This window comes from Streptococcus equinus ATCC 9812 (assembly GCF_000187265.1).
Lineage (GTDB): Bacteria > Bacillota > Bacilli > Lactobacillales > Streptococcaceae > Streptococcus > Streptococcus equinus.
Genome location: NZ_GL698429.1, coordinates 571,001 through 590,795, shown reverse-complemented (window position 1 = coordinate 590,795; position 19,795 = coordinate 571,001). Strand labels below are relative to the sequence as shown.

At 35.8% G+C, this 19,795-nt stretch carries 17 protein-coding genes and 2 pseudogenes; 16 read left to right on the top strand and 3 right to left on the bottom strand.

The genetic code is table 11. The features are described from left to right. Positions 1-456: 456 nt before the first annotated feature. Both HMPREF0819_RS02795 and HMPREF0819_RS02790 read right to left on the bottom strand, forming a co-directional pair. On the bottom strand, positions 457-1,101 hold the full coding sequence (locus HMPREF0819_RS02795) for a TetR/AcrR family transcriptional regulator (protein ID WP_004232034.1): 645 nt from the start codon (positions 1,099-1,101) through the stop codon (positions 457-459). Positions 1,102-1,289: 188 nt separating this feature from the next. Further along, on the bottom strand, positions 1,290-2,231 hold the full coding sequence (locus tag HMPREF0819_RS02790) for a polysaccharide deacetylase family protein (RefSeq protein ID WP_004232033.1): 942 nt from the start codon (positions 2,229-2,231) through the stop codon (positions 1,290-1,292). 220 nt (positions 2,232-2,451) lie between these two features. Between HMPREF0819_RS02790 and HMPREF0819_RS02785 the strand changes: the two genes are divergently transcribed. From HMPREF0819_RS02785 to HMPREF0819_RS02715, 15 genes and pseudogenes are all read left to right on the top strand, one after another. Further along, positions 2,452-3,738: a homoserine dehydrogenase gene (locus tag HMPREF0819_RS02785; RefSeq protein WP_004232032.1), complete on the top strand. Its 1,287-nt coding sequence runs from the start codon at positions 2,452-2,454 to the stop codon at positions 3,736-3,738. Positions 3,739-3,792: 54 nt separating this feature from the next. Further along, complete coding sequence (gene thrB / locus HMPREF0819_RS02780) at positions 3,793-4,653, top strand: homoserine kinase (RefSeq protein ID WP_044023410.1); 861 nt, start codon at positions 3,793-3,795, stop codon at positions 4,651-4,653. Positions 4,654-4,851: 198 nt separating this feature from the next. Continuing rightward, positions 4,852-6,105 carry a bifunctional folylpolyglutamate synthase/dihydrofolate synthase gene (locus HMPREF0819_RS02775; protein ID WP_044023288.1) on the top strand — a complete coding sequence of 418 codons (1,254 nt, stop codon included), beginning with the start codon at positions 4,852-4,854 and terminating at the stop codon, positions 6,103-6,105. Between the two features lie 37 nt (positions 6,106-6,142). Further along, positions 6,143-6,706, top strand: a complete 564-nt coding sequence (gene folE, locus HMPREF0819_RS02770; RefSeq protein WP_004232021.1) for a GTP cyclohydrolase I FolE — start codon at positions 6,143-6,145, stop codon at positions 6,704-6,706. A 33-nt stretch (positions 6,707-6,739) separates the two neighbouring features. Next, positions 6,740-7,540 carry a dihydropteroate synthase gene (gene folP, locus HMPREF0819_RS02765; protein ID WP_044023287.1) on the top strand — a complete coding sequence of 267 codons (801 nt, stop codon included), beginning with the start codon at positions 6,740-6,742 and terminating at the stop codon, positions 7,538-7,540. 59 nt (positions 7,541-7,599) lie between these two features. Beyond that, positions 7,600-7,962, top strand: coding sequence for a dihydroneopterin aldolase (gene folB, locus HMPREF0819_RS02760; protein ID WP_004232016.1), 363 nt, complete (start codon positions 7,600-7,602; stop codon positions 7,960-7,962). After that, entirely contained in the window at positions 7,959-8,438 is a 480-nt protein-coding gene (gene folK / locus HMPREF0819_RS02755) for a 2-amino-4-hydroxy-6-hydroxymethyldihydropteridine diphosphokinase (RefSeq protein ID WP_004232014.1), read from the top strand. The genes folB and folK overlap by 4 nt, the downstream gene beginning before the upstream one ends. Positions 8,439-8,613: 175 nt before the next feature. Continuing rightward, positions 8,614-9,516 carry a UDP-N-acetylmuramate dehydrogenase gene (gene murB / locus HMPREF0819_RS02750; protein ID WP_004232010.1) on the top strand — a complete coding sequence of 301 codons (903 nt, stop codon included), beginning with the start codon at positions 8,614-8,616 and terminating at the stop codon, positions 9,514-9,516. 27 nt (positions 9,517-9,543) lie between these two features. Next, on the top strand, positions 9,544-10,695 hold the full coding sequence (locus HMPREF0819_RS02745) for an ABC transporter ATP-binding protein (RefSeq protein ID WP_004232008.1): 1,152 nt from the start codon (positions 9,544-9,546) through the stop codon (positions 10,693-10,695). Further along, on the top strand, positions 10,682-11,473 hold the full coding sequence (locus HMPREF0819_RS02740) for an ABC transporter permease (protein WP_004232007.1): 792 nt from the start codon (positions 10,682-10,684) through the stop codon (positions 11,471-11,473). Before HMPREF0819_RS02745 ends, HMPREF0819_RS02740 begins: the two co-directional genes overlap by 14 nt. After that, complete coding sequence (locus HMPREF0819_RS02735; RefSeq protein WP_004232006.1) at positions 11,470-12,261, top strand: ABC transporter permease; 792 nt, start codon at positions 11,470-11,472, stop codon at positions 12,259-12,261. Before HMPREF0819_RS02740 ends, HMPREF0819_RS02735 begins: the two co-directional genes overlap by 4 nt. Beyond that, positions 12,254-13,327 carry an ABC transporter substrate-binding protein gene (locus HMPREF0819_RS02730; protein ID WP_004232002.1) on the top strand — a complete coding sequence of 358 codons (1,074 nt, stop codon included), beginning with the start codon at positions 12,254-12,256 and terminating at the stop codon, positions 13,325-13,327. The genes HMPREF0819_RS02735 and HMPREF0819_RS02730 overlap by 8 nt, the downstream gene beginning before the upstream one ends. Positions 13,328-13,467: 140 nt before the next feature. After that, positions 13,468-15,000 (top strand): ClC family H(+)/Cl(-) exchange transporter, encoded by a 1,533-nt coding sequence (locus HMPREF0819_RS02725; RefSeq protein WP_004231999.1) that lies wholly within the window; start codon positions 13,468-13,470, stop codon positions 14,998-15,000. Between the two features lie 166 nt (positions 15,001-15,166). Further along, positions 15,167-16,007: pseudogene (licT, locus tag HMPREF0819_RS02720) on the top strand (BglG family transcription antiterminator LicT). A gap of 336 nt (positions 16,008-16,343) precedes the next feature. Beyond that, positions 16,344-18,232: pseudogene (locus tag HMPREF0819_RS02715) on the top strand (beta-glucoside-specific PTS transporter subunit IIABC). A gap of 84 nt (positions 18,233-18,316) precedes the next feature. Here the strand turns inward: HMPREF0819_RS02715 and HMPREF0819_RS02710 are convergent. Next, positions 18,317-19,243 (bottom strand): AraC family transcriptional regulator, encoded by a 927-nt coding sequence (locus tag HMPREF0819_RS02710; RefSeq protein WP_004231979.1) that lies wholly within the window; start codon positions 19,241-19,243, stop codon positions 18,317-18,319. 257 nt (positions 19,244-19,500) lie between these two features. Here HMPREF0819_RS02710 and HMPREF0819_RS02705 point away from each other — a divergent pair, with 257 nt between their 5' ends. Next, the gene (locus HMPREF0819_RS02705; protein WP_044023286.1) at positions 19,501-19,788 is read left to right on the top strand and encodes a phasin family protein; all 288 of its coding nucleotides are present in this window, start codon (positions 19,501-19,503) and stop codon (positions 19,786-19,788) included. The last annotated feature ends 7 nt before the right edge of the window (positions 19,789-19,795 follow it).

Sequence of the window (19,795 nt, the reverse complement as noted above, 5' to 3'; positions counted from 1 at the left end):
TGGTATTCTTAAGTAGTTCCATATGAGCCTTTCTAATGAATTGTTTGGTCGCTTTTCATTATAAGTCATATGGGACTTTTTGTGTACATTCAAAAGCTCTATAATCTCCACAGTGGAGTTACCCACTATAGAAATTATAGAGCCATTTTTTCTTATGACGTTAGTTTTCTTTTTTCTTTCGCCAAGATCAACTTTAAATCAATTTAATTTAAAGAAGGAACGTTTTATAGCTATCCTCATAAAGATTCTCTCTTTCTTTTTTCTTTTATCACAATCATTATTGGCGAAGTCAGTATACTCTGGTCAAAATGGTATCGAAAAAAGGCTAATTTGAGAGAGTTTCCCATTTTGCTTGAAACCGAGAAAAATTTATTCAGAGTTATTCTGTAATGATTTTGATTTTTATCCTTGTAATATTCCAAAAATTTCTATAAAAAAATAAAAAGCTTTGAATTATTACAAAGCTTTTTTGATTTTACTTGAATCTTGTAAGTTCTGCTCAACATCGAGGTCGAAAAATTTGGTAAGTTTTATAACCATTTTCTTAACTTCGAGAGCAATAACACTAGGATCTTCAGGTTCATCTTTTACTAACCAATTGCATAGCACACTGTAATAACCACCGATGATAAATGACATGGCATAATTTATTTTAGTAACATCTCCGTCGTAAGCAAACCAGGGAAGAGTGACACTATCGTAGATTTCCTTTGAGTATTTTTTCATTTGGTGAAATAAAAGCTCAGATTTCTGATGTTTGATTATAATTGATAGTACCTCACATTCTCTATACCAAAAATCAAAAGAACTTGTTGACATTTTCTCAAAGTTCTCTGATTGTGCAAAAATTCGGCGTTCAGCTAAATACTCATTGATTATTTTTTTAAAATAATAATTTAAGAGGTTATCTTTATTTTTGAAGTGCCTGTAAAATATTCTTCTAGAAACTTCAGCGTATTCAAGGATATCTTTTATTGTGATGTTTTCGTATTTTTCATTTCTCATAAGACAGATAAGAGCGAGAAAAAGTCTGTTCTTTGTATCTTTTATTTGTTGTAATTTACCACATTTTTCACATACCATGCTATCAACTACTTTCATTTTATGTAATGAACAGAACTATTACAGCACTTCAAAGAGAAATGAGCACAAAAAGTTGGTAGAAAAACGTTTTCTGGGAGTATAGTTATTTGAAATTATAGGTAGATACTCTTGAATAGGATATTGACTAAAATTTAATATTGGATAAGAAAATTGAAGACAAAAAAAGAACCCGAATAGGGCTCCTTTTACTGGCTGATGCTTGCTATGAGACTATCAGCAGTGGTTTCTGGTAAAATTCGTACTCGATTCAATGATAGAAGGCCATCTTCTTTGTTTGCAATTCCTTCGTTAGTAGTGACACCAATCTTGTAGTTGAGGTTACTAGCTAGTTGAAGTGTTGTATCTGAATAGCGTCCTGCAGGATAGGCGATTGCCATCGTGTCTTGTGATAAATTGTTATCAAGGTACGTTTTAGCATCTTCCATTTCAGATTTCTGAGTGTCATCATCGCTTACTGACAAATCAGGGTGAGTAGAAGTATGACTTTGGAAAGACATTCCTTGTTCTTTCATTTCTAACATTTGATCAAGAGTTAAGTTGCCATTATCACCGACAGTACTTGTGATGACATTATTTGTGCCTTTTGCCTGATATTTTTTCAAAATTGGATAAGCGTTGGTGTAAAAATCCCATAAGCTGTCGTCAAAAGTTAACCAAATGATTTTTGAATTTCCATTTGGTAAAACATTTCCACTCAAGACTTTGTAAGCTTCTTCTGGGGTTAAAAAATAGTAACCTTCTTCAGACAGACGCTGAATATGACTTTCAAATGTCGCGGGGTCAACGATAAGGTTAGCATTAGATTCTTCTTCAGGAGCCATTTCATGAATAGCGTGATACATTAAAATTGGAAGAGAAACATCTGAGTCTTGTTGAACCCAATTAACTTCTTCAGTCTTTTCAATGCTTTGATCTGCTTGAGAAGAGCTGTTAGAAGAAGTGGTGCTTGATTGTTTTGCTTTTTTCTGCACAACGTGTTCTGTTTTTTCATTTGATAAAATCAAGTGATTATCCTTTAAGACAAAGAAAAGGAAAACACTAGCGATAATACAAGCTAATAAAAGAATGATATTAATAATTGCCAAAGGCTTTTTTGAATTTTTTTCGTGCTTGTAACGTTTTTTCATAAAAATCTCTCCCAAAAATAAAATCTTTCTTCCATTGTACTGTTTTTTGAAAGTAAAATAAAGAATCTACCTTAAATTAGAAAAAGATTTTCATAGTTTGTTATATTTTCTGTAAATTCTGAATAATTTTGTGGTATAATGTAGAAAATGTTTTTATACTTAGGATTGTTGGTTTTCGGGACCGCTTTTCTATTCAAAATTACATACTAAGGAGAATAAGATGTCAATAAAAATTGCTTTGCTCGGTTTTGGTACGGTTGCTAGTGGTGTTCCTTTTCTTTTGAAAGAAAATCAAACAAAAATTACAGAAGCAGCTCATGATACCATTGAAATCGCAAAAGTTCTCGTTAAAGACGATGATGAAAAGAATCGTTTGTTGGCTGCTGGGAACGACTATAATTTTGTTACAAATGTTGATGAGATTTTGAGTGATGAAACTATTGACATTGTTATCGAGTTAATGGGACGTATTGAACCTGCTCGTACATTCATTACAAAAGCGCTTGAAGCTGGGAAAAACGTTGTTTCTGCTAACAAAGATTTGATTGCAACTCACGGTAAAGAATTGATTGCTCTTGCACAAGACAAAGGTGTTGCTTTCTATTATGAAGCAGCAGTTGCTGGTGGTATTCCAATTCTTCGTACTCTAGCTAACTCACTCACTTCTGATAAAGTCACTCGTATTTTGGGTGTTCTCAATGGTACTTCAAACTTCATGATGACTAAAATGGTTGATGAAGGTTGGACTTACGATGATGCTCTTAAGACAGCTCAAGAACTTGGTTACGCTGAAAGTGACCCAACAAATGACGTTGAAGGTATTGATGCAGCCTATAAAGCAGTTATCTTGAGTCAATTTGGTTTTGGTATGTCAATTGATTTTGATGATGTGGCTCATAAAGGTATCACAACAATCACACCAGATGATGTGGCGGTGGCTCAAAAACTTGGTTATGTGATTAAACTTGTTGGCGACGTCCGTGAAGTTGAATCAGGTATCTCAGCTGAGGTTTCTCCAACATTCTTGCCTAAATCACACCCACTTGCTAGTGTAAACGATGTGATGAATGCCGTTTTTGTTGAGTCAATCGGTATTGGTGAATCAATGTACTACGGACCAGGTGCTGGTCAAAAACCAACTGCTACTTCAGTTACAGCTGACATTATTCGTATTTGTCGCCGTATTAAAGATGGAAATGTTGGTAAACCTTTCAATGAATTTGCTCGTGAGACAAAAATGGCAAATCCATCAGATGTGACAAGTCACTATTATTTTGCAATTAATACGCCAGACAAAAAAGGTCAATTGCTTCGCTTAGCTGAAATCTTCAATTCTGAAAACATTTCATTTGAACAAGTGCTTCAGCAAAAAGCAAATGGAACACGTGCACGTGTTGTCATTATCACTCACTCAATGAGTAAGACACAATTGGCAGCAGTTACTGAAAAACTTGAAGCTGAAAAAGATTTCAAAGTATTAAATACCCTTAAAGTTTTGGGCGAATAAGAATTACTTAGTAAATGAAAGGAAAGCTCATGTAAAATGAGCATTGATAGAGATATGAAAATAACTGTACCAGCGACATCTGCTAACATTGGACCTGGGTTTGATTCAGTTGGTGTAGCAGTTTCTAAGTACCTTACAATTGAAGTGCTTGAACCTGCTGATAAATGGGAAGTTTTACATGACTTAGGGGATGTGCCTAGTGATAAAAATAATCTTTTGGTTGCAACAACATTACAAGTAAAAGAAGACCTTATTCCTCATCGTATCAAGATGATTTCAGATATCCCGTTAGCGCGAGGATTGGGGTCTTCATCTTCAGTTATTGTAGCGGGGATTGAGTTAGCTAATCAATTAGCAGATTTGAATTTGTCTGATGATGAAAAGTTAACTTTAGCCACTAAAATTGAAGGGCATCCTGATAATGTTGCGCCAGCGATTTTTGGCAACCTTGTCGTTTCATCGTATGTCGAGGGAAAAGTCAGCAGCGTTGTTGCACCATTTCCAGAAGCGTCATTTGTTGCTTTCATTCCAAATTATGAATTGAAAACCAGTGATAGTCGCAATGTGTTGCCTCCTGAGCTATCGTATAAAGAAGCTGTAGCAGCGTCATCCATTGCTAATGTTGCGGTAGCTGCACTTTTAACAGGTGATTTGAAAAAAGCTGGAAAAGCGATTGAAGCAGATCTTTTCCATGAGCGTTTCCGCCAAAAATTAGTCAAAGAATTTGCTCAGATTAAGGAAGTGGCACACGAAGTTGGTTCTTATGCGACTTACTTATCCGGTGCAGGTCCAACTGTTATGACACTAGTTTCAAAAGAAAATGAGGCAGACCTTGTTGAGCGTATCCAGTCACTGAATTTTGACGGTGAAGTTGTCGCACTACAAGTTGATACTAAAGGAGTTTGTGTAGAATAATCATAATACTTAAGAAAGTCAGCTTAGCTGGCTTTTTTTAGTAAATACTTATGATATAATAGAACTGTTACTGTAAAAGTCAAGAAAGAAAGGAAAAACATAGATTTTAATTGCTTTAGTAAAAGATTTTGTTCGGAAATTGCACTTCGATAATCTTTCTTTATGCAGGCAATTTTGGTCATATTGGGAAGTTCATTAATGAATTATCAAGAAGCTTTGAATTGGATTCATGGCAAGTTAAAATTTGGAATTAAACCTGGTTTAGAACGAATGGCATGGATGCTAGAAGAACTTGGAAATCCTCAAAAAAATTTAGCAGCTGTCCATATTGTTGGGACAAATGGTAAAGGTTCTGTCACAAGTTATTTACAACATATTTTTTCATCAGCTGGGTACGAAGTTGGAACGTTTACATCACCTTACATCGTTGATTTTCGTGAACGTATCAGTCTAAATGGTCAAATGATTTCAGAAACTGATTTTCTTGACTTGGTCGAACGTATTCGTCCTGTTGTTGAGCGTTTGTCAGTCGAAACTGATTTAGAACCAGCAACAGAATTTGAAGTAATTACTGTGTTGATGTTTGAATATTTTGGTCACATGCACCCAGTTGATATTGCTATTATCGAAGCAGGAATGGGTGGACTTTATGATTCGACAAATGTTTTCAAAGCTTTAGCAGTGGTTTGCCCATCGATTGGGTTAGATCACCAAAATGTTTTAGGGCAGACTTATGCAGAAATCGCTGCGCAAAAAGTTGGCGTTCTAAAAGAGCGTGTGCCGTTTATTTTTGCGACTGAACGAGAAGATGTTCGTCACGTTTTTGTCAATAAAGCACATGATTGTGATAGCCGTCTGTTTGAGTTTTCAAAAGATTTTTATGCTCAAGAAAATGAAAACGGTTTTGATTATCAAGGCCTTGAAAATCTTAAAAATGTGAAACTTTCAATGCCTGGAAAACATCAAGTTAGCAATGCTAGCTTAGCAATTACAGCTGCTTTGTTGTTGAAAAAGGATTATCCAAAAGTAACTAATGATATTATTAGAAAAGGCCTTGAGGAGACACATTGGGTTGGACGTACTGAACTCATGTTTCCAAATGTTATGATTGATGGTGCGCATAATAATGAGAGTGTCAAAGCTTTGGTTGATGTGATGCAAAAATACAAAGATAAAAATCTTCACATCTTATTTGCAGCAATTGATACCAAACCTATTGGTTCCATGTTGAAATTGCTCAGCCAACTAGCTGATGTTGATGTGACAACTTTTATTTATCATAATTCACTACCACTTGAAAAATACCCAAGCAACTATTATAAAGTCGCTAATTGGAAAGAGTGGATTGATAAGATTAACCTAAATAGTCAAGAAGACTTTTATTTAATTACAGGTTCACTTTATTTTATTTCACAAGTACGTCCTGTACTTTTGTCAAGACAGGGAAATTAAGCTATAATAGAAAAATATAAAAAGATTGGAAAAGATAATGGCAAATCAAGAAAAACTTGAAGCAGCAGTATATCAACTTTTAGAAGCACTGGGTGAAAACCCTGAACGTGAAGGATTGCTTAACACTCCTAAACGTGTTGCAAAGATGTATCAAGAGATGTTTTCAGGCTTAAACGAAGATCCAAAAGATCAATTTACAGCAGTTTTTTCTGAAAATCATGACGAGGTTGTGCTTGTGAAGGATATTCCTTTTTATTCAATGTGTGAGCACCACTTAGTTCCTTTTTACGGAAAAGCGCATGTTGCTTATTTGCCAAGTGATGGTCGTGTAACTGGTCTTAGCAAATTAGCGCGTGCTGTTGAAGTAGCAAGTAAACGTCCACAATTGCAAGAACGCTTAACTGATCAAGTAGCGACTGCCCTCGAAGAAGCACTTCATCCAAAAGGTGTTTTTGTGATGGTAGAAGCAGAGCACATGTGCATGACAATGCGCGGTATTAAAAAGCCAGGTAGTAAGACTGTAACAACAGTTGCTCGTGGTATTTTTAAAGAAAATCGTGAAGAACGAAAAGAAATTTTGTCACTTATTTTAGGGAAATAATAGCTAGTTAAGCATTGGTAAAAGGAGAGAATGATGAAAATTGGTAAGCATAGTGTTGCTGGAAAAGCGTGCATCATGGGTGTCTTAAATGTCACTCCTGATTCATTTTCAGATGGTGGTTCTTATACATCTGTTGAAAAAGCGCTTAATCAAGCAGAAAAAATGATTGCACAAGGTGCTAAAATCATCGATGTTGGTGGAGAATCAACACGTCCGGGGTACACTTTTGTCGATGCTGAAGAAGAAATAAAACGTGTTGTTCCAGTCATCAAAGCTCTCAAAGAAAAATTTGATGTGCTAGTGAGTATTGATACTTATAAAACGCAAACAGCTCGTGCTGCCTTGGAGGCTGGCGCAGACATTTTAAATGATGTTTGGGCAGGTCTTTATGATGGCGAAATGCTAGCGCTTGCTGCCGAAAAGAATGTTCCGATTATTTTAATGCACAACCAGGAAGAAGAAAAATACGACAATATCACTAGAGAAGTCTGTGAATTTTTGAAAGAAAGAGCAAATGTAGCTTTAGCATCTGGCGTTGCTAAAGAAAATATCTGGCTTGATCCAGGTTTTGGCTTTGCTAAAAATGAAGCACAAAATATTGAACTTTTGCAAGGTTTAGATGCCGTTTGTCAATTAGGATACCCAGTTCTTTTTGGTATTTCACGTAAACGCACAGTTGACTTTTTGCTCGGTGGTGGAACAAAAGCTACTGATCGTGATATGGGAACAGCAGCGTTATCTGCATGGGCAATTGCAAAAGGTTGTCAAATTGTTCGTGTGCATAACGTGGAAGTTAACCGAGATATTGTTAATGTCATTAGTCAACTCGCTTGAAAGGAGTAATAAAAGTTGTCTTTGCTAAATGGCAAAGCTTCTTTGTTGTATAAAGATATATGGATAAAATTTATCTGCAAGGTTGTCGATTTTATGGTTATCACGGTGCCTTCAAAGAAGAGCAGACGCTAGGTCAAATTTTTGTCGTTGATTGCACACTGTCTGTTGATTTACGAAAGGCTTCGCAAAGTGACTGTTTAGAAGATACTGTTCATTATGGTTTAGTTTTTGAAGCGATTAAAAGACAAGTCGAAGAACAGAAATATATTTTAATTGAACGCTTAGGCGGTGCAATTTGCCAAGATATTTTTAAACAATTTCCTACTGTTCAAGCCATTAAAATCAGAATTTCAAAAGAAAATCCGCCAATTAATGGACATTACGACTCAGTCGGCATTGAGTTAGAACGGGAGCGTCAATGACAAAAGTATTTTTAAGTCTTGGTAGTAATATTGGTGATAAAAAGGCGTATTTAGAATCTGCTCTTAATAAGCTAAACCAATTGCCAAAAACTCAGGTAGTGTCTATTTCGCCATTTTATGAAACAGCTGCCTGGGGTAAAACAGACCAAGATGATTTTTTAAATCTGTGCTGTGAGTTGGAAACTAGTTTACCTGCGCAAGAGTTACTAGTGAATTGTCAACAAATTGAGAAAGATTTAGACCGTGTTCGTCATGAACATTGGGGACCAAGAACAATTGATATTGATATTCTTTTGTATGGTGATGACCATATCAATGAAGAAAATTTGAAAGTTCCGCACCCTTATATGACAGAGCGTGCCTTTGTTTTGGTGCCTTTACATGATATTGCACCGTCACTTGACATTTGTGGCAAATCTATTACGTCTTATTTAAAAAAATTAAATCTTGAAGAAGTGCGAAAACTTCAGTCTTAAATATCGTCAAAAGCTGATTTTTTTGTTATAATTAAGGTCGGCTTTATGCCGATTTTTTAGTAGTCGATACAATCATTTGATCATAAATGAGCTAATTAATTTTTTAGATGAATTAGTTGATTTTAATCAAAAGATAACTACGATTTTTATTAAATAGTTTTAGAGTTGGAAGAAAATGTTAGAATTTTTAAATGATGAACTAAAAGGAATTGATATTCGCGTTAATGAACCCTTAAAAAAATATACGTTTACAAAAGTGGGAGGTCCAGCAGACTATCTCGCTTTTCCACGTAATCGTTATGAATTGGTTCGTATCGTCGAATTCGCTAATAAAAATGACATTCCATGGATGGTACTTGGTAATGCAAGTAATATCATTGTTCGAGATGGTGGTATTCGTGGTTTTGTCATCATGTTTGATAAATTAAATACCGTTACTGTTAACGGTTATGTTATTGAAGCAGAAGCAGGTGCAAACTTAGCAGAAACAACACGTATTGCTAAATACCACAGTTTAACAGGCTTTGAATTTGCTTGTGGTATTCCAGGTAGTGTCGGTGGTGCTGTTTTCATGAATGCTGGAGCTTACGGTGGTGAAATTTCACATGTCTTAGTTTCTGCACAAGTGCTTACAAAAGAAGGAAAAGTTAAGACAATCGAAGCACGTGATATGAAGTTTGGTTACCGTCATTCTGCAGTTCAAGACAGTGGTGATATTGTTATTTCAGCAAAATTTGCCCTTAAACCAGGTGACTATGTTCTTATCGAGCAAGAAATGGCTCGTTTAACACATTTACGTGAATTGAAACAACCACTTGAATACCCATCATGTGGTTCGGTATTCAAACGACCTGTTGGTCACTTTGCTGGACAATTGATTACTGAGGCAAATCTAAAAGGACATCGTATCGGTGGTGTTGAAGTTAGTAAAAAACACGCTGGATTTATGGTGAATGTTGCTGATGGTACAGCACAAGATTATGAAGATTTGATTGCTTACGTTATTGATACCGTTGAGAAAAATTCAGGTGTTCGCTTAGAACGAGAAGTTCGAATTATCGGTGAGAAAAAAGATTAAAGAAACTCCATGGAGGTTTTATGAGAATTGACTAATCCAATTATTGCATTTAAAAACGTATCAAAAGTATTTGAAGACAGCGGTACAGTTGTTTTAAAGGACATTAACTTTGAACTTGAAGAAGGAAAGTTTTACACTCTTCTTGGTGCATCAGGTTCAGGTAAATCGACCATTTTAAATATCATTGCTGGTCTTTTACAACCAACGACTGGTGATGTCTTCCTTGATGGTGAACGTATTAATGAAATTCCAATTAATAAACGTGATGTCCACACTGTTTTTCAAAATTACGCTCTATTTCCACATATGAATGTTTTTGAAAATGTCGCTTTTCCTCTAAAATTAAAAAAAGTCGACAAAAAAGAAATTGAGCGTCGTGTAGAAGAAGCACTTAAAATGGTGCGTTTGGCTGGCTTTGAGAAGCGTCCAATTCAAAAATTATCGGGTGGGCAGCGTCAGCGTGTGGCTATTGCGCGTGCTATTATCAATGAGCCACGAGTAGTCTTGCTTGATGAACCTTTGTCAGCGTTGGATTTAAAACTTCGTACAGAGATGCAATATGAGCTTCGTGAATTGCAACAACGCCTTGGGATTACCTTTGTTTTTGTTACTCACGACCAAGAAGAAGCACTAGCTATGTCTGACTGGATTTTTGTCATGAATGATGGTGAGATTGTCCAATCTGGCACACCTGTTGATATTTACGATGAACCAATCAACCACTTCGTTGCGACTTTCATTGGTGAGTCAAATATTTTGCCAGGAACAATGATTGAAGATTACTTGGTAGAGTTCAATGGTAAACGTTTTGAAGCAGTTGATGGTGGTATGCGACCAAATGAAGCGGTTGAAGTTGTCATTCGTCCAGAAGATTTGCAAATCACAATGCCAGAAGAAGGAAAACTTCGTGTTAAAGTTGATACACAACTCTTCCGTGGTGTTCACTATGAAATTATGGCTCATGATGAACTTGGCAATGAATGGATGATTCATTCAACACGCAAGGCGATTGAAGGAGAAGTAATTGGTCTTGATTTCACGCCAGAAGATATTCACATCATGCGTCTAAATGAGACAGAAGAAGAATTTGATGCCCGTTTGGAAGAGTATGTTGAAATGGAAGAGCATGAAGATGGTTTGATTCATGCAATCAAGGAGGAGCGAAATGAAGAAAAATAGTTTCTTCTCCATTCCATATATTTTATGGTTGTTGCTGTTTGTCATTGCGCCAGTTATTTTGATTTTGTGGCAATCGTTTTTTGACATCCAAGGTCAGTTTACGCTAGATAACTACAAAACTTTCTTCAGTTCTTGGACTTATCTTAGAATGAGTTTTAACTCAATCTTGTATGCGGCTATTATCACTTTGGTAACTTTGGTCATTTCTTACCCGACTGCCTATTTTTTGACGCAGCTTAAGCATAAGCAACTCTGGTTAATGCTGGTTATTTTGCCAACTTGGATTAATCTTTTGTTAAAAGCTTACGCTTTTATGGGAATTTTTGGTCAAGAAGGTGGTGTCAACGCATTCTTGTCATTTGTCGGTATTGGTCCAAAACAAATCTTGTTTACTGATTTTTCATTTATCTTTGTTGCATCATATATCGAAATTCCATTTATGATTTTGCCGATTTTTAATGCGCTTGATGATATTGATGAGAATTTGATTAATGCCAGTCATGACTTGGGCGGAAATAATTTTCAAACCTTTACAAAGGTCGTCTTTCCACTATCATTAAACGGTGTCAGAAGTGGTGTTCAGTCTGTCTTTATTCCAAGTTTGAGTCTGTTCATGTTGACTCGTTTGATTGGTGGTAACCGAGTAATTACACTTGGTACTGCCATTGAGCAACATTTCCTAACAACTCAAAACTGGGGAATGGGTTCTACTATTGGAGTAATTTTAATCATGGCAATGCTTGTGATTATGTGGATGACTAAGGAGAGACGAGAATGAAAAAATTTGCAAATCTATATTTAGCCTTGGTCTTTGTTATCCTTTATATCCCAATTTTTTATTTGATTTTTTATTCATTTAATCAAGGTGGAGATATGAACGGCTTCACAGGTCTTACTTTGGAGCATTATTCAGAAATGTTTGCAGATAGTCGTTTGATGTTGATTTTGATTCAGACATTTTTCCTAGCATTTTTGAGCTCGATTTTAGCGACAGCAATCGGTACTTTTGGAGCAATTTACATTTATCAATCACGTCAGAAACGTCAACAATCTATTTTATCTCTGAATAATATTTTGATGGTGGCGCCTGATGTTATGATTGGTGCAAGTTTCTTGATTCTGTTCACTCGTTTGGCTGATATTTTTCACTTTAATCTAGGATTTATGACTGTTTTGCTAAGTCACATTGCGTTTTCAATTCCGATTGTGGTGCTTATGGTGTTGCCACGACTTAAAGAAATGAATGGCGATATGATTAATGCAGCCTATGACTTGGGAGCAACTCCATGGCAAATGCTGAAAGAAGTGATGCTGCCATATTTGACACCTGGAATTATTTCAGGGTTCTTCATGGCATTTACTTATTCTTTGGATGATTTTGCGGTAACCTTCTTTGTCACAGGAAATGGTTTCACAACACTTTCAGTTGAAATTTATTCACGTGCAAGACGTGGAATCTCTCTAGAAATCAATGCTCTTTCAACGATTGTCTTTATCTTTAGTATTTTTCTCGTGATTGGCTATTACTTCATCTCACAAGATAAGAAGGAGGCTCGCGATGCGTAGACTATATTCATTTATTTTCGGAATAATTGCGGTAACTTTCGTCTTATTTGGTGTTTCAGTCTATATGCAAAAGATGTCAAGTTCTTCTAGCCAGTCTGATAAATTGGTCATTTACAACTGGGGTGATTACATTGACCCTGATTTAATTACAAAATTTACCAAAGAAACTGGTATTGAGGTTCAGTACGAGACTTTTGATTCTAATGAATCTATGTACACTAAAATCAAGCAAGGTGGGACAACTTATGACATTACAGTTCCATCTGATTACATGATTGATAAGATGCGTAAAGAAAATCTTCTTATCAAGCTTGATAAATCAAAGATTGATGGCTTGGGTAACATTGGAAAAGAATTTCTTGGCTTAAGCTTTGATAAAAACAATAATTATTCTGTTCCATATTTCTGGGGAACGCTAGGTATTGTCTACAATGATACTATGGTTGCTAATGCACCTGAGCACTGGTCAGATCTTTGGAAGTCTGAGTACGCTAATAACATCATGCTTGTTGATGGTGCCCGTGAAGCGATGGGAATTGGACTTGGAACACTTGGTTATAGCCTAAATACAAAATCATTAACTGAACTTGATGCGGCATCTAAAAAATTAGATAGTCTAACACCAAATATCAAAGCGATTGTTGGCGACGAGATGAAAGGCTATATGATTAATGGTGATGCGGCAATTGGTGTCACCTTCTCAGGTGAAGCAAGTGAAATGCTTGATTCTAATGAACACTTGCATTATGTAGTTCCGAGCGAAGGTTCAAATCTTTGGTTTGATAATCTTGTCATTCCAAAAACAGCAAAGCACATTAAAGAAGCTTACGCTTTCATTAACTTTATGCTTAAGCCTGAAAATGCTGCGCAGAATGCTGAATACATCGGCTATGCAACACCAAATGATGAGGCTAAGAAGTTGTTACCTGACGACATTAAAAACGACAAAGCATTTTATCCATCAACAGAAACTTTTAAACATCTAGAAGTTTATGACAATCTTGGCCAAAAATGGCTTGGCATTTATAATGATTTATACTTACAATTTAAAATGTATCGTAAATGATAAATTGAGTTTGGAAATTTCCAAGCTCTTTTTTAATGAACTCGAAATCATCACTAAGATTTGATAAAATAGTAATGAGAGATTTTTTGAAAATCTTTAATAACAGTTTGTACTTAATAAGATTTAGTAAGGAGTGTTAAATGGAAAGTTATCGTAGGGAGTATGAATTTTCTCTGTCCTCGATTTTGAGTTTTGTCTGGCGAGGAATTGTAGTTGGGTGCGCTGTAGGAATCGTGGTTGGCCTTTTTAGACTCTTGATTGCAAAAATCTTTGCTCAAGTTGTCAAATATTACCAACTATCACATGAAAATCCTTCTTTGTTAGGTTTGATTTTGCTAGTAAGTGTTATTGTAGTTATCGCAATTGGATTTTTGGTGAAATCTGATCCTGATATTAAGGGTTCTGGAATTCCTCACGTGGAAGGTGAGTTAAAAGGGCTACTTCACCCTGATTGGTGGTCAGTTCTTTGGAAAAAATTCCTTGGTGGTACTCTGGCAATTTCAATGGGATTTATGCTAGGTCGTGAAGGACCTAGTATTCAATTGGGAGCAATGGCAGGAAAAGGAGTTGCAAAAACCTTGAAGGCACAGCGCATGGAACAGCGTGTTTTGATTGCTAGTGGTGCAGCAGCAGGACTTTCAGCTGCCTTTAATGCACCAATTGCAGGATTGCTCTTTGTTGTTGAAGAAATCTATCACCAGTTTTCTCGTTTGGTTTGGATATCAGCCTTGGTTGCAAGTTTAGTTGCTAACTTTATTTCTTTAAATATTTTTGGTTTGACACCAGTTCTTGACATGCCTGGTGAACTTGTTATCCTACCTTTGAAAGATTATTGGCTTTTGCTGATTTTGGGAGCATTTTTAGGTGCTATGGGCTATCTTTATGAAAAGGTAACGTTGAATGCAGGTGTTGTCTATGATTTCTTAGGAAAAGTATGCCATATTCCGAATTATTTTTATGGTATTTTTGCAGCAGTTTTGATTATCCCAGTCGGTTATTTTTACCCACAACTACTTGGTGGTGGTAATGGTTTAATCACGTCATTGACGACTAGTCATTTGACTTTAGCAGTAGTTTTCTTGTATTTTATTATCAGATTTATTTGGAGTGCCTTAAGTTATGCTAGTGGCCTACCAGGAGGGATTTTCCTTCCAATTTTAACTTTGGGCGCACTTCTTGGTTTCGGCTTTGGTTTGGGTGTTAATCAGCTTGGTTTTATTAGCACAGCAGCCTTGATTAATTTTCTTGTGCTCGGTATGGCTGGCTATTTTGGTGCCATTTCAAAAGCTCCGCTAACTGCTATGATTTTGGTAACGGAAATGGTTGGTGATTTCCGTCAACTTATGACAATTGCGGTAGTTACTTTGGTTGCTTATATTGTCATGGATTTATTAAAAGGTGAACCAATCTATGAAGCAATGCTTGCTAAGCTTTCGATTCTTAAAGACCGAGAAGTCATTGAACCAACCCTTATCGAGTTAACCGTGTCTGATAAAATAGCAGGTAAACGTGTTCGTGATTTGACTCTTCCAAAAAATGTTTTAATCACAACCCAAATTCACCGTCAAAAATCAGAGGTTGTACGAGGAAATACCGTCCTTAATGCTGGTGACACCATTTTCTTGGTGGTCAATGAACCAGAAATTGGAAAAATTCGTCAATTATTAATGTAAATTACTGAGCAAAAGTTTTGTTACAATGGATAGAGTAAGAGGATTGTTACTGGTTAAGCAGGCAAAACCTAATGTACAGTGTAAAGAAAATGTCAGTTTGGCATTGCCTTTTGTGTACATTAGTTTTGCCTTTTCTTTCCGAATTTTTTTGAGAGAGTAGTAGATAATGAGGATTGATAAAGTCTATAATAACAATGTTGTTTTGGTTAAAGGTGATAACAACGAAGAAATCATCGTAATGGGGAGAGGTCTTGGTTTTCAAAAGAAACCAGGTGATGAGATTGATGCATCTTTAATTGAAAATAACATTTGTTATGCAGGACAGCAAAGCTACTAATGAATTGACACGTGTCTATGTTGATTTGTCTCCAGCTGAGACTGAGGTAGTTCTTGATATTATCAAGCATGGACAAAAAGTTCTTAATACAACTTTTGATACAGCCTTTTATATAGCGCTTGCTGACCACCTCCATTATACACTTCAACGAAATCGTGAGAATTTAACGATTCAAAATCCACTATCTTGGGAAATTCGAAAATTTTTCCCAAAAGAGTATCAATTGGGACGTGATGCTTTGAAGATTATCTTTGAAAAATTGGGTGTCATTCTTCCAGATGATGAAATCTCATCAATTGCACTTCATTTTATTAATGCTCAGAAGGATTCTGGCATGATAGAACAAAATTATCAAATTTCAAAAATTGTGACAGATATTTTGGGAATTGTACGTTTGTTCTATGGTAATGTCGTTGATGAGGATTCGGTTAGTTACAATCGTTTCATTACTCATATTCAGTATTTTGCCCAACGTGTTGTTAATGGCGTTGTTCAAGGGAAAAATGATAGTTTTTTGTACGAACAAGTTAAATAAAACTATCCTGTGGCTTTTTCGTGTTCTGAAAAGATTAAAAACTATGTTGAAAGTAGCTACGATTTTCCAATGAGCAAAGATGAGCAGGTCTATATTACCATCCATATTCAACATTTAGAAACTAGTAGTAATTAAGTCTAAATCTTCTCGAATTGAATTCGAGAAGATTTTTTTAAAAATTTTTTATGATGAAAAATTTTTGGAAAGCGCTGAAAAAACTTGAAGTAGCAGGAAATGAAGAATGTTTTTGTTTTCATTTTTATAAAACGGTTTAAAATACTAGAAAAAGTTTCAAAAAAGCGCTTGCACTTCATGAAAGCGCATGCAATACTAAGAATTGTTAAAAGGATTGTTACTGATAAGCAGGCAAAACCTAAATAAATACGAGATAATTTCGGCGTTACCGATTGGGCGCAAGAAGTTGTTTGGTGTTTATTTAGGTTTTTTCTGTTACTTAGAAAGGAGCCAATTATGGCTAAATATACTGAATTAGCTCAAGACATTTTAGCACACGTTGGTGGTAAAGAAAATGTCAACAGCTTAAAACATTGTGTCACACGTCTTCGTTTTGATTTGAAAGATGAATCAAAAGCAGATGATGATTATCTCAAACAACGCGACGGTGTTGTAACGGTTGTTAAATCCGGAGGTCAATACCAAGTTGTTATCGGAAATCACGTTCCAGATGTCTACGATGAAGTTCTTAAAGTTGGTGGCATTGCTGCTGGAGGAAGTCTTGATATTGACGAAGGCGACGGACCAAAAGGAAATCTCTTTGATAGATTTGTTTCTTTGGTATCAAGTATTTTCCAACCGTTCCTTGGTCCTTTGGCAGCAGCTGGTATCATTAAAGGTATTGTTGCCATTATGGCAGCATGTGGATTAAGTGCAGATAAGAGTTCAATGTACGTTATCTTAAATGCTACAGGTGATGGATTCTTCCAATTTTTACCGATCGTCGCTTTAAGGTCAATGAATTTACTGCGATTGCAATTGCAGCTACTCTTGTTTATCCAGATATTTCAACATCTGTATCAACATTAGCAGATGGTGGTTATGATAAAGTCTTTGGTATTATTTCATTCTCTCTACCTGCTGGTGGCTACCTTTCAACAGTTATTCCAGCAATTTTAGCTATCTGGGTTGCATCGTATATTCAAAAATTCTTTAGCAAGATTACACCAGATGTTGTTAAGGTGTTTGTTGTTCCATTCTTTACAATTTTAATTTCTGTTCCACTAACTTTCTTAGTAGTTGGTCCAGTTGCTAATCTTATCTCAGATTTATTAACTAACGCTTTCCAAGCAGTTATGAACTTTAGCCCAATTATTTATGGATTTATCTTAGGTCTCTTATGGCAAGTTCTAGTAATGTTTGGTATGCACTGGGCACTTGTTCCTCTTGCAATTTTGGATATTACAACTAATGGTGTATCATCAATTTTGTCAGCAGCTCTTTTCCCATGTTTTACTCAAACAGGTATTCTTGGAGCAATCATGCTTAAGACAAAAGAACAAAAAGTTAAAACAATTTCTATGCCAGCCTTTGTATCATCAATCTTTGGTGTTACAGAACCAGCCATCTATGGTGTCACACTTCCAATGAAAGTTCCATTTTACATTTCATGTATTGTTTCAGGATTTATGGGTGCTGCAATGATGGCGTTTAATGTTGCTGCTTATTCTGCAGGAGCAATGGGTGTCTTTGTATTTCCGACTCTTATTGGGCCTGATGGTAATTTGACAAAACTTTGGATTGGTGTTGCTATTGCTGTTATCGGTGCAATTGCTGCATTTGCTATCCAAATGGTTGCACCAGTTCCTTACCTTTACGGTGGACCAAAAGATGAAACTCCAAAAACTGAAGAAAAACCAGCACAACCAGTTGCTGAACTTAAAGAATTAAAACAAGAAATCATTGCTAGCCCAATTTCTGGTAAAGTTGTGAAACTCGAAAATGTTCCTGATGAAGTATTTGCTTTTGGGGCAATGGGTAAAGGTATTGCTGTTGATCCAGCTGAAGGTGTAGTAGCAGCACCAGCATCTGGTGAAATCACTCTTGTCTTCCCAACTGGACACGCTATTGGTATGCGTACTGAAAATGGAGCAGAAATCTTGATTCACGTTGGTATGGACACTGTATCACTTGAAGGTAATGGATTCAATACTCTTGTTAAAGTTGGTGATAAAGTTCAAGCAGGTCAAAAATTACTTGAGTTTGATTTGGACACTATCCGCAAAGCAAATCTTCCAGTCATCTCACCAATTATTGTGACAAATTCATCAGATTATGAAGATGTCTTGACAACTCAAGAAACACAAATTACTACAGGCGATTATCTCCTCACTACACTCGCTTAACAAAAAAGAAGCGCAAAAAGCGCTCTTTTTTCTTGCAGTAAATATCTGAAATTAATTAAAAAAACTAAGCCGTTTTGGCTTAGTTTATTTAGTAGTTTTAGCTGGATTAATCAATATTCGACTTTCTTTTCGTTTGCTGAATTGTTTGCGGTATTGACTTGGAGTCAATTCATAGTAGCGTTTGAACTGTCGATTAAAATTAGATAAATTATTAAAGCCAACGGCTGTTGCAATTTCAAGAACAGGATTTGAGGTATTAATTAGCATGTCACATGCTTTATTAAGCCGAACTTGAATGATAAATTCAGTACATGAACTGCCTGTGTGCTGCTTAAAGACAGCCATGAAATGGGTCTTGCTATACCCCATAAACTTCGATAAATAATCAATCGAAAGATTTTTTTGGTAGTTATTGTTAATAAAATCAATCAATTCACGAATTTGCTCGTTTTTGCGGTAAGTATCATCAGTATTTTTTCGCAAAACATAACGATAGTAAAAGAGTAGATAGAGAAATTCGTTGAGTTTCGATTTTAACATCAATTCAAAGTGACGTCCTTCGTTTTTTGAAAGTTCAAAGATAGTGAAGAGGCATTCTTTGATTTCTTCGTAACCTTCCATATCAGGTTGAATGCGTGGAACAAATTTGTAAAGACTGGTTTGCAAAGGCTGCAAGTATCTTAAACTAACTTGGTCAACGATTGAATAGCCAATCATATCTAAGTGAAAGCGAAAAGTATCACTCACATGCTTTTGATTTTCAAGCGGGTGAATAGAGTGCATACCATTAGGTCTGATGAGGATAATATCACCAGCTTGACTATTAAAATAATCATAGTCAATGTGAAAACGCGCAGAACCTTCGTAGATATAATTGATTTCAACCTCTGGATGCCAGTGAAAAAGCACGTCAGGACGGCCATTTTCAACGACTGTGCTGTAGTAGTCGTAAGGCAATAGATGTTTACTTTCATCTATTTTGATTTCATGAGCAGAATTAATCTTATTCATATAACAATCCTTCTAATCATATCATAGTATTACAATACATTTTTATTATATCAAAAGTTTTTAAAAAATGGAAGCGTATTCTAGAAAAGGTTTTCATGGTTTTCTAAAAAATATCAATATTAAAGTATTATTGCTTGGAAAAGCGCTAACGGTATTTTCATGAAAGGTTGCCCTTCTTTTTAGCTATTTTGATTCAAAAGTAGTAGAATGAAAGGGTAAACATAATGTTAATAAAAGTCGTTCAAGGAGGAATTATCATGGAAGAATTGAAAAAAGTTCTCTTAGCTGGTATTGGTTTGACGTCTATGACTTTGGAAAAAGCTGACGCTTTTGTTAAAGAGTTAGTCGAAAAAGGACGTCTCACAGTTGACGAAGGAAAGGAATTACAGTCTGAACTCAAGAGACGAAGTGAAGACGAAGTAAAAGAATTCTTAACTGACCTTGATAGAAAAACAAAGCCAATTCAATACGCTACCAAGGAAGATGTTTCTCGTCTTGAAGGTAAGATTGATGCACTGTTGAAAAAATCAAATATCCTAAATTAGAAAAGGT